This window comes from Massilia sp. YIM B02443 (assembly GCF_030411955.1).
Lineage (GTDB): Bacteria > Pseudomonadota > Gammaproteobacteria > Burkholderiales > Burkholderiaceae_D > Telluria.
The window spans coordinates 102,004-115,055 of the sequence record NZ_JASNRA010000008.1 but is presented as its reverse complement, the minus strand read 5'-3'; the positions used below and the strand labels follow the sequence as shown (position 1 = coordinate 115,055).

The following is a 13,052-nucleotide window of genomic DNA, read 5'->3' as shown; positions in this document are numbered from 1 at the left end:
ACCATGCGAATCAACCGAAACGGCAGCGCCGGCGCGCTGCTGCTGGCGGCGCACGCCTGTGCGCTGGCCCAGTCCCTGCCGCAAACCGAAGCCGCGCCGCCGCAACAGGTGCTGGTCAGCGCCTCGGCCGACACCCGCACCGGATCGACCACGAGCGCGATCGTCGTCGGGCGCGACGAGCTGACGCGCCAGGGCGACGCCAGCCTGGCCGACGTGCTCAAGCGCCAGCCCGGCATCACGCTCGAATCCGGCCCCGGCAAGCCGGCCACGATCCGCATGCGCGGCATGGGCGGCGAGCACGTTGCGATCCTGCTCAACGGCTTGCCGGCGCCGGCCGGCTTCTCGCTCGAATCGCTCAGTCCCGACCTGATCGAGCGCATCGAGATCCGCCGCACCGCCACCGCCGAGACCAGCGGCCAGGCCATGGCCGGCACCATCAACGTGATCCTCAAACGCACGGGCGGCGGCGCGAACGGCACCGAGATCAAGCCGGGACTGTCCGTGACCGACGGCGACGCCGCACCGCAGTTGCTGGCCCAGCACAGCGCGCGCAGCGGCGCGCTGTCGTATGGCGCGAACGTCACGCTCAGGCGCAACCGCAATCCGATCAGCGCCATCACGTTCGAGGAAGGCAGCAATCCGCCCCTGCTGCGCCGCACCGACTGGACCGACCGCCAGGTGGAAGACGTGCTGGAACTGGCGCCGCGCCTGGCATGGCAGCGCGATGCGCTCGACAACGTCAGCCTGCAAGGCTACCTGCGCCGGCGCCGCATCGACAACGTCAAGAGCGAGGACGAGACCACCCGGGCCGGCAGCGCCACCGCCTTTCCCCGTGCCGGCCAGCGCTACGCCGCGCGCGCCGCGCGCGCGTATGCCGAACTGGCGTTGACGCGCCGGCTCGAAGGTGGTGCACGCCTAGCGCTCAAGCTGGCGGGTTTTCACGTGACGCGCGACGCCGATTTCGACTACCGCGGCATGGACCTGCAAGACACCCTGCTCGAAACGCGCCGGGTGGCCTCGGGCCCGAGCGAGCGCGAAGGGGTCTTCAACGGCAGCTGGCGCCGGCCGCTGTGGGGCAATCACACGCTGGCGGCGGGCTGGGAAGCGGGCCGCAAGCGGCGCGACGAATACCGCCGCGAGCAGCGCCGCGATCCGGCCGGAACCTTGCTGCTCGAGAGCGACGAGGACTACCGCGCCACCGTGACACGTACCGCCTTCTTCGTGCAGGACGAATGGGACATCACGCCGGCATGGTCGGCCTACGCCGGCCTGCGCCGCGAAGACCTGCGCACCACGGGCCAGGGCAATGCGGCGGCGGCGGTCGACGTCGACGCCGGCGCCTGGAGCCCGATCTTCCAGACCCTGTACCGCGCGCCGTCCGCCGAAGGCGCGGCGCAGGACGGCTTGCGGCTGGCCGTCAGCCGCACCTATAAAGCGCCGAACATCGTGCAGCTGATGCCGCGCCGCTACGCGGTCGACAATAACAACAATCCCACCAATCCGGACCAGCTGGGCAATCCGCGCCTGCGTCCCGAACTCGCTCTGGGCATCGACCTGGCGTGGGAGCGCAGCATGGGCAAGGACGACATGATCGCCCTCACCGCCTTTCATAAACGCATCCGCGACATCACGCTGACCCGCGTCGCGTTGGACGACGGTGTGTGGACTGCCAGTCCGGACAACGCGGGCAACGCCACCGTGCGCGGCCTCGAGTTCGAAGGCAAGACGCGGCGCGGACAGCTCGGCGCGCGCGTCAACCTGGCGCGCAACTGGTCGCGCATCGACAGCCTGGCGGGGCCAGGCAACCGCATCGCCGGTCAGCCCGCCTGGAGCGGCAACCTCGGGCTCGACACCACGCTGGAGCGCGCCCGCCTCGACCTGGGCGGCAGCTTCACCCTGCGCGGGCGCGCCGCCTACCGCGCCGGCGCATGGGTGTTCAACGAAGAAGGCAGCACGCGCCAGCTCGACCTGTACGCCGTCTGGCGGCGCGACGCCACATCGCGCCTGCGCCTGTCGGCCAGCGACCTGCTGCGCCGCGACACCCGCGACAGCAGTTTCTTCGACGGCAGCAGCCCACTGCTGCGCACCACGCTGTATCGCCCGGCCACCACCTGGCGCCTGACCTGGGAGCAAACGCTATGAAACCGTTACCGGAACGCGCGATGCTGCGCCCGGGCCTGCGCGGTCGGATCCTGCCGGCTCTGCGCTGAACCCAGTCCCGACAGCCGCCGCTGGAATCGTGGTCTGCTATATTAGCTACATCCCGAATGACGACCGTCCGATCCACGAAGATGCAAGCCGCTCCCATTCCCGACAACGAGGCCGAGCGCCTGGCCGCGCTGTACGAATTGCTGATCCTCGATACGCCGCCCGAAGAACGCTACGACAAGATCGTCGAGTTCGCGGCCAACGAATTCGACGTCCCGATCGTGCTGGTCAGCCTGCTCGACACCAACCGCCAGTGGTTCAAGGCCAGCGTCGGCACCGACCTGTGCGAGACCGGCCGCGAGCACTCTTTCTGCTCGCACGTGATCCTGCGCGACGACATCCTGGTGATCCCCGATGCGCAGGGCGACGAGCGCTTCGCCGACAACCCGATGGTGGTCGGCGCTCCCCACATCCGCTTCTACGCCGGCGCCCCGCTCACCACCGCGCCCGGCATCCGCCTGGGCACGCTGTGCCTGATCGACCGCCGGCCACGCACGCTCGACGCCCTCGAACTGGGCATCCTCGGCACCTTGCGCGACCTGGTCGTGATGGAGATGCGGCGCGCAAGCGAGGCCGCCAATGGCTGAGCAAATAAAGAGCGGTGCGCAGATTCTGCTGGTTGAACCGGAGGCGCTGCTGCGGCGCACAGTGGTGATGACCGCGCGCAGCATGAACCTGGCCCAGGTGCACGAGGCGGCCAGCACCGAAGCCGCGCTGCGCATGCTGCGCTCGCGCACCTACCACGGCGCCGTGATCGCCGTCGAATGCCGCGGCAGCGGCAGCGCGCGCCGCTACGACCTGAGCCTGATCGACCAGCTGCGCTTCGGCGACGCCGGCAGGCAGGACATCCCGATTGCGATCATGGCCGACCAGGCCACGCCTGAATTGTTGAGCGAGCTACGTGATCGCAAAATCAGCCGGGTGATCCTGAAGCCGTTTCGGGCCAAGGTACTGTTGGAGACCATTGCCGGGTTCGGCGCGGCCAAGTCACCGGAGCGCGTGGTGTTTCCGGGCGCCTGATATGAATCTTTGCTCTTCTTTACGGCGCCATCCCCTATTAAGTCATCCGCACATCTATAATCGACCGGAAGTCACCCTGACCATTCTTGTTCAGTTCCTAAAAAAATAACCACATGGAAGTTATCAAATGGTTCTTGAATCTCCTTGGACGGGTAGATAAAACGGCACCACTATGGCCATGCTCCTGTACGGAACCGCCGTTTCACTTCGAGAACTACACAACTTTGGAAATTGGTGAAGACACTCACGGCGCCGATGTCTCTGTTTTAACGTGCAAGCATTGTGGTGATCTGTGGCTCACTTATCAGATCGAATGGCCGCATTATCGTCAGTCTGGTCGGTGGTGGCGCGTTAGAGTATCACCGGAGAAAAAGCATTCACTGACGACCGCTACGGCAAAAGAATTTGTTGAATGTTCTCCCGAAGCGTTTGCAGGCGGGAGCTTCTTCAATTCACATGGTCACCGGATCACGGCGCCGATCAATGTCGGGTAGCTGAAAAAAATGGCAGGTTCTCAAGGTTTCGTCGGGCGATAACTGATGGCCGAGCGCCTTACGTACGCTTCAGGCTGTGGTAAATATCGTTGCAAGAACAGCGCGCCAAATCTGTTATCTCGAAAGACACGTGGCGAGTCCATTCCGGCATCAAATTAACCGTCGAGGAACAATCAGAGACTATGTCGAATCACTCTTCTACAAAAGCATTTTACAGTTGGATTTGCGCAGCACCAGCAATCGCCGCCATCGGTTTAATGGTTCTGGAACACATGGATTTCGGGGCCAATGTAGGCATTTTATTGCCTCTCATTGGGATCATTGTTATCGCCGTACTTTTTGTCACCGCGCTGGCTGTCGGTTTGTCAACGCGCACTACACTCGCTAGTCTGCTGGGAATGTTCACAGGCTTGGTGTTGACTGTGGTGGTCGGTGTGTCGTTGATTTAGCAAGGCCGGCATTCAAATCCTCACAGCTGACCGATTCAAAAAATACCGATCGGACTGTCCATGCCATTGAACTTCCGTATTCGCATGAGTCGGTGATTCAGGACATAGTCGATCGGCGAGTGATGTTCGAAATTGTTTGATGGCGAGATGATGCCCGCAGGGTATTTCTTTTGCTTGCTCATCCACCTATCTGCACGCAGTATGTGGGCCGATGTCGTCAGCCGCACTCAATCCACGCTGCGCCACCACGCCTGCCCAGCATGCGGGCGCTTGAGGTCGAGCGCCTCCCCCATCTCGGGCGTGGTCAAACGCACATTGCCCTGCTGCGCCAACGCCACGATACGCTCGAACGGATCCTGCCAGCGGTGCATGCCAAGGTCGAAGGTGCCGTTGTGCACCGGCAGCAGCCAGCCGGCGTTCAGGTCCATGAAGGCTTGCAGCGTCTGTTCCGGCTGCATGTGCACGTCGGGCCACATCTTGTCGTAGGCGCCGGTCTCGAGCAGCGCGACGTCGAACGGGCCGTACTTGGCGCCGATCTCCTTGAAGCCCTTGAAGTAGCCGGTGTCGCCGCTGAAGAACAGGCGCAGGTCGTCGTGCAGGATCACCCACGAGGCCCACAGCGTCGAGTCGCGGTCGGTCGGCGTACGGCCCGAGAAGTGCTGGGCCGGCGTCGCCACCAGGGTGACCTGGCCGACTTTGGTCTCTTGCCACCAGTCGAACTGGCGCACCTTGGCGGCGTCGACACCCCACTTCACCAGGCGGTCGCCCACACCCAGCGGGGTCAGGAACACCTCGGTCTTGGCCGCCAGCTGCTTGATGGCGGCGTAGTCGAGATGGTCGTAATGGTCGTGCGACAAGATCACGGCCTTGATCGGCGGCAGCTCGTCGATCGTGATCGGCGGTGCATGGAAGCGCGCCGGGCCGGCCCATTGCACGGGCGATGCGCGCTCAGAAAACACCGGATCGGTCAGGTAGAACTCGCCCGCCAGCTTGATCAGCATGGTCGAGTGGCCGAGACGGTACAGGGTGTTGTCGGGCGCGTCCAGCACTGCGGCCCGGCTCAGCGCGCGCACCGGAACCTTGCCCTTGGGGACGGTGCCGGCCGGTTTGTCGATCATGGCCTTCCACCACAGGCCCGCCATCTCGCCGAAGCTGTACTGGCGCAGCGGCACAGGGTTGCGGAACTTGCCGTCGTGGTATTGCGGGGATGCTTGTGCGGACCCGTTGGCGGTCGCGGCGATGGAGGTGCAGGCAGCCATGATAAGAAGTGCTCTCAGAATGAAGGTGGCGAAGAATAAGCGCATGGTCTCGATGGATTCGCGTGGTGAATTCGTTAAAACTACACTACACAGTGTAGTGTCGAAAATTGAGGAAGTAAACTACTGAGTGTAAAATTCAGTCATGACCGCTTCTACCCGCCTCACCGACCGCAAGCGCAGCGCGATTCTCGCCGCTGCCGCCGAACAATTCCGTATCCACGGCTACGAAAACGCCAGCGTGGATGGCATCGCCGCGCTGGCCGAGGTGTCCAAGCGCACCGTCTACAACCATTTCCCCAGCAAGGAAACGCTGTTCGCCGAAACCATCCTGCAGATGTTCGAGAGCAGCGCCGGCATGCTGGAATTAAGCTACCGGCGCGACCTGAGCCTGCGCGAACAGCTCGAGGAACTGATGCGCCAGAAGATGCGCAGCCTGGCCGACCGCGACTTCCTGGACCTGGCGCGGGTGGCGATCGGCGAGGCGATCCACGCGCCCGAGCGCACGCTGCCGATCCTGGCCCGTCTTGGCGAACTGGAAGAAGGCGTGACGCGCTGGATCCGCGCCGCGCAGGACGACGGCCGGCTTAGGCCCGGCGACCCGGCCTTCGCCGCCACCCTGCTGCAGGGCCAGGTCAAGACCTTCGCCTTCTGGCCCCAGATCGCGATGGGCGCTGCGCCGCTGGCGCAGGTCGAGCAGGAGCGGGTGATCGACGCCGCCGTCTCCATGTTCCTCTCGTATTTCGCCGTCGACGCCGACTGAATCACCTTGGATCAGGCGCATTGACAACCCTCCGACGGTTTACATACACTGTTATATAACACGTTATGGAGATAGCAAAAATGGACGACATCCTGCGCGACCATGGGGCAGTGTTTTTAGGAAGCCGTCTGAAACGCCTGGGCGAACGGCTGCAGGCCGGCGCGGCGAAGGTCGCAACGTCGGCGGGATTGACGCTGCAGCCGGCCCAGATCCCCCTACTCGCCGCGCTCGGCGAGCGCGCGATGACGATCGGCGAAGTGGCCCAGTTCGTGGGCATCAGCCAGCCGGGGGCGACGCGCGGCATCGGCCAGCTGATCGAACTGGGCCTGGCGCAATCCCAGCAAGGCGAGGACGGGCGCCAGCGCACGGTGTCGCTCACCGAGGCCGGCCAGGCCGCGCTGGCGTGCACCAGGATGCAGGTGATGCCGCAGGTGGGCCAAGCCGTACTGGCGCTGCTGGGCGGGCAGGCCGATGACTTCATGCGCCAGCTGGCGCAGCTGGAAGACGCGCTGGAAGCGACGCCGCTCGAGGTGCTGGCGGCCCAGTCCACGCCCAAGCTGCTGCGCATCCGCGCATTCAGCGACGACCTGGCCGGCCACTTCCACGACATCAACGCCGAGTGGATCAACGAGATGTTCAGCCTGGAGGATACCGACCGCGAGGTGCTGCAGCATCCGCGCGCCAGCATCATCGAGCCCGGCGGCGAGATCCTGTTCGTCGAGGCCGAGGGGCTCGGCATCGTCGGCACCTGCGCGCTGCAGAAGACCGGCGCGGGTGGTTTCGAACTGACCAAGATGGGCGTGCGCAAGAGCGCGCGCGGCCTGAAGGCGGGAGAGTTCCTGCTGGCGGCGATGATCGGGCGCGCCATGGCGCTCGGGGCCGAGCCGCTCTACCTGCTCAGCAATGCCAAGTGCGCCGCCGCCGTGCACCTGTACGAAAAGGCCGGCTTCCGCCACGACGCCGAGATCATGGCGCGCTATGGCGCGCGCTACGAACGCTGCAACGTGGCGATGCGCTACGTGGCGCCAGCGGCCGGCGCTTGACGTCGCTGCGGCCGCCGGCGCAAGCCGGTCAGGCGGCGCGGTCGCTCTTCGCGGCGTCGCCGGCGCGCAGTGCCGCCGCGCGCCGTTCCCAGTAGTCGGCGTTCTCGATGCCCAGCGCCAGCGGATCGAATTCCGGATCCTTGCCGGCCGCCTTCTGCGCCTCGTAGTCGCGCAGGCACTTGAACGCCACCTTGTGCAACAGCAGGATCGCGATCAGGTTGAGCCAGGCCATCAGCCCGACGCCCATGTCGCCCAGTCCCCACGCCACGTCGGCGGTCTTCACCGCGCCATAGATGGTGGCCGCCACGATGCACAGCTTGAGCAGCACGTTGAGCCACGGGTGGCGGCCTTCGCGGTCCATCCAGGCGATATTGGTTTCGGCGATGTAGTAGTAGGCGACGATGGTGGTGAAGGCGAAGAACAGCAGTGCGATGGCGACGAACAGCGCGCCGAAGCCCGGCATCACGTTCTCGAGCGCGGTCTGGACGTAGCCGGGACCGGACGCCACGCCCTGCACGCCGACGAACATCGGAGTGCCGTCCGGCGCCTCGACGTTGTACTGGCCCGTGATCAGCAGCATGAAGGCGGTGGCCGAGCACACGAACAGGGTGTCGATGTACACCGAGAAGCCCTGCACCAGGCCCTGCTTGGCCGGATGGCTGACCTCGGCGGCCGAGGAGGCGTGCGGGCCGGTGCCCTGCCCGGCTTCGTTCGAATACACGCCACGCTTGACGCCCCACATGATGGCCAGGCCGAGGATGGCGCCGAACGCCGAATCCAGGCCGAAAGCCGAAGTGACGATCAGCTTGATGACGCCCGGCAGCGCTTCGATATTCATCACCACGATCACGAACGCCACCAGGATATAGGCCAGCGCCATGAACGGCACCACGATCTCGGCGAAGTGGGCGATGCGCTTGACGCCGCCGAAGATGATAAAGGCGAGCACCAGCGCCAGGCCGATGCCGGTCCAGGTCGGGTCGATGCCGGCTGCGGTGCGCAGGCCTTCGGCGATCGAGTTCGACTGCACGCCCGGCAGCAGCAGGCCGGTGGCGAACAGGGTGGCGATGGCGAAAGTCCAGGCATACCACTTCATGCCCAGGCCTTTTTCGATATAGAAGGCCGGGCCGCCGCGATACTGCTTGCCGACCTGTTCCTTGTAGACCTGGCCCAGCGTCGATTCGACATAGGCCGAGCTGGCGCCGAGGAAGGCCATCATCCACATCCAGAACACCGCGCCCGGGCCGCCGAAGGTGATGGCGGTGGCGACGCCGGCGATATTGCCGGTGCCGACGCGTCCGGCCAGGGTCATGGCCAGCGCCTGGAACGAAGACACGCCCTGCTCCGAACTTTTACCTTCGCGCATCAGGCGCGTCATTTCCACCACGTGACGCACCTGCAGGAAGCGTGAGCGCACCGAGAAATACAGGCCGACGCCCAGGCACAGGGCAATCAGCGCCGGGCTCCAGACCACGCCGTTGATGGCATTCACCAGATCAATCATCTCCACCTTTCGTTATGACAGTGGCGCAAAGCCATCTGCCTTATGACTATGTTGAAAAACAGTGCAACGGGAACATTGCAAAGATACAGGAAGTTGAATGTTCGTCCAGCAATTTTCGTGCCGCCCGACAATCGGTGCGCCATGGTAGGATCGCGCCATGGACCGCCGAACCGACTACAAGACCGCCCTTCTCATCGACGCCGTGATGCACGACGCCGCCGACCAACTGCGCCCCGCCGCGCACCAGCTGGCCCAGCAGGGCGTGCCGCTCGAAGTCAGCCTGCGCGTGCTGACCCGGCCGGCCGAACGGCGCCACCAGGTGACCGCGGAAGACGTGCGCAACGCGCCTTGACGGCCGGCGCCGCCGTGGAAGGAATCCTCTGATTTCCGGCTCTCCGGCGGGCGGCAGGGTTTGCTACACTCGGCTTACCAACAACAACACTGGAGACTTACCATGCGCCACTTGACCAAGGCCGGCCTGGCCGCCACCCTGTTCGCCCTGTCCGCCGCTGCCCTGGCCCAGAACGCCTCGCCGGTCGGCACCTGGAAAACCATCGACGACGAAACCGGCAAGCCGAAGGCGCTGGTGCGCATCACCGAAGACGCGGGCATCCTGACCGGCAAGATCGAAAAACTGTACCGCCCGGCCGACCAGGACCAGAATCCGACATGCGTGAAATGCAGCGACACGCGCAAGGGCCAGCCGATCATCGGCATGACCATCCTGTCGGGCCTGAAGAAGGACGGCAACGACTACAGCGGCGGCGAGATCCTCGACCCGGCAGCCGGCAAGACCTACAAGAGCAAGGCCACGCTGAAGGACAACGGCAGCAAGCTCGAAGTGCGCGGCTATATCGGCGCCCCGATGTTCGGCCGCAGCCAGACCTGGGTGCGCGAGCAATAAGCATCAGAACATCTCACCGGCGGCTCGGCGACGCGCCGCCATCATTTTTGCATCCGTTTCAATGACCCTGAACCAGGCCTACCTCTACCTCGGACTGGCGATCGTGTCCGAAGTGATCGGCACCACCGCCCTGAAAGCCTCCGACAGCTTCACCCGTCCCTTGCCGAGCCTGGTCACGGTCGGCTGCTATGCGCTGTCGTTCTACCTGCTCACCTTCAGCCTGCGCGTGCTGCCGACCGGCATCGCCTACGCGATCTGGTCCGGGGTCGGCATCGTGCTGATTTCGCTGGTAAGCTGGTTCTGGTTCAAGCAGACGCTGGACCTGGCGGCCATCGCCGGGCTGGCGATGATCGTCGGCGGCGTCATGGTGATCAACCTGTTCTCGAAGAGCGTCGGGCACTAGCAAACGTAGCGCTGTTCCCACGACGCCGGTTGTCGGCTATGCTGTGGTCAATACTTTTTGATCCGATCCGCCCGACAGCATGCCCTCGAACACCGTCTCCCGCGCCGCGCGCCCCGTCTTTCGCGGACGGGCGATGCGCGTGCTGCGCCTGCTGAGCCTGGCGGGCGGCGTGTTCGGCATCCTGCTGCCGGCCGCGCTGCTGGCCTCGACCGCGCACGGGATTCCCGACTGGGCCGAACCGTATATCGTGCTGGTCGGCCTGGCGCTGGCCTCGAGCGGCTTTTTCCTGGTGGCGATGACCGGGCACCGCATGAAGAGCGACCACCTGCTGCGCTCGCTCACGGCGCTGCTGTTGATGGTGCCGTTCGGCGCCAGCGCCATCGTCATCTGGCACGCCAGCAACATGATGATGGTCTACCTGTGCACTTTCCTGTTGGTGCTGACGGTGCTGCTCTATTTTTCTTTCATCTATCCACTGATGCACGTGCCGCAAAAAAAGATCGTGCCGAAACGGGCGCCGCGTCCGATCCAGTGGACACCGCTGCGGCGCAAGGCCGCGCCCGGCAGCCGCTATGGCCAGCCGGCTTCGCGCGTCATCCGCTAGCGCGACGGCTTGCTCAGCCGGGTACGCGCGACAATTTCACGACAAATTTTCTCACCGGAAGTGACAAATCGGCCGCGCCCGATTGGCACATTCTCATTAGTCAATATTGACTATGTGATATCGTGGCGCGACTGCCATTCCGGCAGGCCGTTTTCCCGTGACTTGCCATGAATCCGACAAATCCTCATCGTGCGTTGCGCAAGGAACCGTCATGATGTTCCTGCGTTTTGTCTGCCTTGCCGCCGGCATCCTGGTGCTGGTGGCGCCACCCATGATCCTGTTCCCGGTCGGCGCCGCGAGCCCGGACGCCCGCTTTGCCGCCGCCTTCCTGGCCTGTATGGCGTTGGCCTCGGACGCCTTCTTCCTGATCGGCATGGCCGGCCATCGCATGCGCCGCGTTCCGATGCTGCGCTTGCTCGCCGCGCTGCTGCTGGCGCCGCCTTCGCTGGCCAGTGCCGCCATCCTGTGGCAGGGCGGCGCGCCGGCGCTGCTGTGGATGTGCAGCCTGATGCTGGGCCTGGCGCTGGTGGTGTACCTGACCCTGGTATACCGCGTGGTGCGCGCCCAGGGCCATCGGCCGCTGCGCCGGCGCGAACCGCGCGAACCGCAGCTGCGCGCCCTGCCGCGCGCCTGAGCCGGCGGTGCTCCGGCCTTTCGCTACAGCCAGCCGGCGTCGCGCGCCATGCGGTAGGCCTCAACCCGATTGCCGGCGCCGAGCTTGCTGATTGCTTCCGACAGATAATTGCGCACCGTCCCTTCGGACAAGTGCACCTGGCGCGCGATCTCGCCGCTGCTGCGTCCCTCCCCCGCCAGGCGCAAGACTTGCCGTTCGCGCTCGGTCAGCGGATCGTTGCCGCTGTTCCAGCTTTCCAGCGCCAGCTCGGGGGCGATCGCACGGCCGCCGCCATGCACGGCGCGGATCGCCTGCGCCAGCGCCTCGACCGGCGCATCCTTGAGCAGGTAGCCACGCACGCCGGCCTGCATCGCGCGCCGCAGGTAGCCGCCCCGGGCGAAGGTAGTCACCACCACCACCTTGCAGGCCAGCTTGCGCTGGGCCAGCGCCTGGGCCAGTTCGATGCCGGTCAGGTGCGGCATCTCGATATCGGTCAGGACAATGTCGGGAACTAATTGTTCGGCCAGCGCCAGCGCCTCGCGGCCGTCGGCGGCGCCGCCGGCCACCTCGAAATCCGGCTCCAGCCGCAGCAGTGCGCTGAGGGCGCCCAGCACCAGTTTCTGGTCTTCGGCGATCAGGATGCGGATCATGCCGCCGCCTCCAGCGGCACCTGCAGCTCGAGCGCCAGGCCGGCCCCTGTTCCGGCTCCAGCACCGGCGCGCAGGGACAAGCGTCCGCCCAGCGCCGCCGCGCGCGCCTGCATGCCGTCCAGGCCATTGCCGGGTTTCAGGTCGTCGGTGCTGCGCAGGCGGCCGTCGTCCAGCACGCGCAGCACGGCGCGCGCCTGGCCGCCATGCTGCTCGCGTCCGAGCGTCAGCGTGCAGCGCGAGGCGCGCGCGTGGCGGATGATGTTGGTCACCGCCTCGCGCACGGCCAGCGCCACCACGTGCTCGGCGGCCGGCGCCAGTTCGACCCGCTCGACCCGTTCGTCCAGCGCCACGTCGGCCGCCAGCAGGCTGGCGCGGGCGCTGGCCAGGGCTTGCGCCAGGCCGCTGTCGCGGTAGCCGCTCACGGCGGTGCGCACCTCGGCCAGCGCGGCGCGCGCGGCCGCTTCGATGTCGGCGACTTCCCGGGCGCAGGCGCGCATGTCGTGCGGCGCCAGCTTGCCGGCCAGCTCGGCCTTGAGTGCGATCAGCGACAGCGAATGGCCGAGCAGGTCATGCAGGTCGCGCGAGATGCGTTCGCGTTCGGCGATGCGCGCCATGTGCTCCACCTCTTCCTGTTTGCGCATCAGCTGCCGGCGCGACGCGCGCATGCGCACGTCCATCATGGTCGACAGCCCCACCGGCAGCCCGACCAGCAGCAGCGGCAGCAGGAACACCATCTGCATCGGACCGGCCAGGAACGAAGCCGCGCCCCCGCAGGCGATCACGGCCAGCATGGCGCCGACCGCGCGCGGCGCCGTCGGCAGGCTGGCGCACATGGCGCAGGCGAAGATGAAGAAGCTGGCGGCGCCCGCGTTCCAGGGCGTCCACAGCACCCCGATCAGGCAACTGGCCGCCGCGCAAGCCGCCACCTGCCAGCCGCGCGCCCAGAAGCTGACGCAGTACAGCGCAATGAACAAGGCGATGGTCAGCGCCAGCAGCACCAGTTCCAGCGGTTCCGGCGTCACGTAGGCAAACTTCCAGAACATATAGCCCAGCGACAGCAGCCACAGGTATTGCAACTTGCCGTAGTCGGGCGGGATCCAGGGCCGCGCCAGCGCTTGCCGGATGGTGGTCATCATGGTTG

General features: G+C 65.7%; 16 protein-coding genes. 12 read left to right on the top strand and 4 right to left on the bottom strand.

What is annotated here, in order from left to right:
* Nucleotides 1-3 precede the first annotated feature (3 nt).
* The 5 genes from QPK27_RS10725 (at nt 4) to QPK27_RS10705 (ending at nt 4,171) form a co-directional block, all read left to right on the top strand.
* Nucleotides 4-2,142: a TonB-dependent siderophore receptor gene (locus QPK27_RS10725; RefSeq protein WP_290418223.1), complete on the top strand. Its 2,139-nt coding sequence runs from the start codon at nt 4-6 to the stop codon at nt 2,140-2,142.
* A 149-nt stretch (nt 2,143-2,291) separates the two neighbouring features.
* Nucleotides 2,292-2,795, top strand: coding sequence for a GAF domain-containing protein (locus QPK27_RS10720; protein WP_290418222.1), 504 nt, complete (start codon nt 2,292-2,294; stop codon nt 2,793-2,795).
* The gene (locus QPK27_RS10715; protein ID WP_290418221.1) at nt 2,788-3,228 is read left to right on the top strand and encodes a response regulator; all 441 of its coding nucleotides are present in this window, start codon (nt 2,788-2,790) and stop codon (nt 3,226-3,228) included. Before QPK27_RS10720 ends, QPK27_RS10715 begins: the two co-directional genes overlap by 8 nt.
* A gap of 113 nt (nt 3,229-3,341) precedes the next feature.
* Complete coding sequence (locus tag QPK27_RS10710; RefSeq protein WP_290418220.1) at nt 3,342-3,722, top strand: hypothetical protein; 381 nt, start codon at nt 3,342-3,344, stop codon at nt 3,720-3,722.
* Nucleotides 3,723-3,811: 89 nt separating this feature from the next.
* Nucleotides 3,812-4,171 carry a hypothetical protein gene (locus tag QPK27_RS10705; RefSeq protein ID WP_290418219.1) on the top strand — a complete coding sequence of 120 codons (360 nt, stop codon included), beginning with the start codon at nt 3,812-3,814 and terminating at the stop codon, nt 4,169-4,171.
* 227 nt (nt 4,172-4,398) lie between these two features.
* Here the strand turns inward: QPK27_RS10705 and QPK27_RS10700 are convergent, their stop codons facing one another.
* A complete protein-coding gene (locus QPK27_RS10700; protein WP_290418218.1) occupies nt 4,399-5,430 on the bottom strand; it encodes an MBL fold metallo-hydrolase in 1,032 nt (343 codons plus the stop codon).
* Nucleotides 5,431-5,572: 142 nt separating this feature from the next.
* Between QPK27_RS10700 and QPK27_RS10695 the strand changes: the two genes are divergently transcribed.
* Nucleotides 5,573-6,190, top strand: a complete 618-nt coding sequence (locus tag QPK27_RS10695; RefSeq protein WP_290418217.1) for a TetR/AcrR family transcriptional regulator — start codon at nt 5,573-5,575, stop codon at nt 6,188-6,190.
* Between the two features lie 80 nt (nt 6,191-6,270).
* A complete protein-coding gene (locus QPK27_RS10690; protein WP_290418216.1) occupies nt 6,271-7,233 on the top strand; it encodes a bifunctional helix-turn-helix transcriptional regulator/GNAT family N-acetyltransferase in 963 nt (320 codons plus the stop codon).
* Between the two features lie 28 nt (nt 7,234-7,261).
* Here QPK27_RS10690 and QPK27_RS10685 read toward each other — a convergent pair whose 3' ends face one another.
* On the bottom strand, nt 7,262-8,737 hold the full coding sequence (locus QPK27_RS10685; RefSeq protein WP_290418215.1) for a sodium:alanine symporter family protein: 1,476 nt from the start codon (nt 8,735-8,737) through the stop codon (nt 7,262-7,264).
* A 157-nt stretch (nt 8,738-8,894) separates the two neighbouring features.
* On the opposite strand from QPK27_RS10685, the gene QPK27_RS10680 reads away from it, so the two are divergent.
* From QPK27_RS10680 to QPK27_RS10660, 5 genes are all read left to right on the top strand, one after another.
* A complete protein-coding gene (locus tag QPK27_RS10680) occupies nt 8,895-9,089 on the top strand; it encodes a hypothetical protein (RefSeq protein WP_290418214.1) in 195 nt (64 codons plus the stop codon).
* Between the two features lie 102 nt (nt 9,090-9,191).
* Nucleotides 9,192-9,641, top strand: a complete 450-nt coding sequence (locus tag QPK27_RS10675) for a DUF2147 domain-containing protein (protein ID WP_290418213.1) — start codon at nt 9,192-9,194, stop codon at nt 9,639-9,641.
* A gap of 61 nt (nt 9,642-9,702) precedes the next feature.
* Nucleotides 9,703-10,044 (top strand): multidrug efflux SMR transporter, encoded by a 342-nt coding sequence (locus tag QPK27_RS10670; RefSeq protein WP_290418212.1) that lies wholly within the window; start codon nt 9,703-9,705, stop codon nt 10,042-10,044.
* A gap of 79 nt (nt 10,045-10,123) precedes the next feature.
* Entirely contained in the window at nt 10,124-10,648 is a 525-nt protein-coding gene (locus QPK27_RS10665) for a hypothetical protein (protein WP_290418211.1), read from the top strand.
* Between the two features lie 211 nt (nt 10,649-10,859).
* Nucleotides 10,860-11,282, top strand: coding sequence for a hypothetical protein (locus QPK27_RS10660; RefSeq protein ID WP_290418210.1), 423 nt, complete (start codon nt 10,860-10,862; stop codon nt 11,280-11,282).
* Between the two features lie 23 nt (nt 11,283-11,305).
* Here QPK27_RS10660 and QPK27_RS10655 read toward each other — a convergent pair whose 3' ends face one another.
* Nucleotides 11,306-11,911, bottom strand: coding sequence for a response regulator transcription factor (locus tag QPK27_RS10655; RefSeq protein WP_290418209.1), 606 nt, complete (start codon nt 11,909-11,911; stop codon nt 11,306-11,308).
* Nucleotides 11,908-13,047, bottom strand: a complete 1,140-nt coding sequence (locus tag QPK27_RS10650; protein WP_290418208.1) for a sensor histidine kinase — start codon at nt 13,045-13,047, stop codon at nt 11,908-11,910. Before QPK27_RS10650 ends, QPK27_RS10655 begins: the two co-directional genes overlap by 4 nt.
* Nucleotides 13,048-13,052: the final 5 nt, after the last annotated feature.

What these genes read in the sequence shown, in the direction of transcription:
- QPK27_RS10715 (WP_290418221.1), top strand. Translation starts at nt 2,788, where the DNA reads ATGGCTGAGCAAATAAAGAGCGGTGCGCAGATTCTGCTGGTTGAACCG.
- QPK27_RS10720 (WP_290418222.1), top strand. Translation starts at nt 2,292, where the DNA reads ATGCAAGCCGCTCCCATTCCCGACAACGAGGCCGAGCGCCTGGCCGCG.
- QPK27_RS10700 (WP_290418218.1), bottom strand. Translation starts at nt 5,430, where the DNA reads ATGGCTGCCTGCACCTCCATCGCCGCGACCGCCAACGGGTCCGCACAA.
- QPK27_RS10660 (WP_290418210.1), top strand. Translation starts at nt 10,860, where the DNA reads ATGATGTTCCTGCGTTTTGTCTGCCTTGCCGCCGGCATCCTGGTGCTG.
- QPK27_RS10725 (WP_290418223.1), top strand. Translation starts at nt 4, where the DNA reads ATGCGAATCAACCGAAACGGCAGCGCCGGCGCGCTGCTGCTGGCGGCG.
- QPK27_RS10650 (WP_290418208.1), bottom strand. Translation starts at nt 13,047, where the DNA reads ATGATGACCACCATCCGGCAAGCGCTGGCGCGGCCCTGGATCCCGCCC.
- QPK27_RS10685 (WP_290418215.1), bottom strand. Translation starts at nt 8,737, where the DNA reads ATGATTGATCTGGTGAATGCCATCAACGGCGTGGTCTGGAGCCCGGCG.
- QPK27_RS10675 (WP_290418213.1), top strand. Translation starts at nt 9,192, where the DNA reads ATGCGCCACTTGACCAAGGCCGGCCTGGCCGCCACCCTGTTCGCCCTG.
- QPK27_RS10710 (WP_290418220.1), top strand. Translation starts at nt 3,342, where the DNA reads ATGGAAGTTATCAAATGGTTCTTGAATCTCCTTGGACGGGTAGATAAA.
- QPK27_RS10670 (WP_290418212.1), top strand. Translation starts at nt 9,703, where the DNA reads ATGACCCTGAACCAGGCCTACCTCTACCTCGGACTGGCGATCGTGTCC.
- QPK27_RS10680 (WP_290418214.1), top strand. Translation starts at nt 8,895, where the DNA reads ATGGACCGCCGAACCGACTACAAGACCGCCCTTCTCATCGACGCCGTG.
- QPK27_RS10690 (WP_290418216.1), top strand. Translation starts at nt 6,271, where the DNA reads ATGGACGACATCCTGCGCGACCATGGGGCAGTGTTTTTAGGAAGCCGT.
- QPK27_RS10665 (WP_290418211.1), top strand. Translation starts at nt 10,124, where the DNA reads ATGCCCTCGAACACCGTCTCCCGCGCCGCGCGCCCCGTCTTTCGCGGA.
- QPK27_RS10655 (WP_290418209.1), bottom strand. Translation starts at nt 11,911, where the DNA reads ATGATCCGCATCCTGATCGCCGAAGACCAGAAACTGGTGCTGGGCGCC.
- QPK27_RS10695 (WP_290418217.1), top strand. Translation starts at nt 5,573, where the DNA reads ATGACCGCTTCTACCCGCCTCACCGACCGCAAGCGCAGCGCGATTCTC.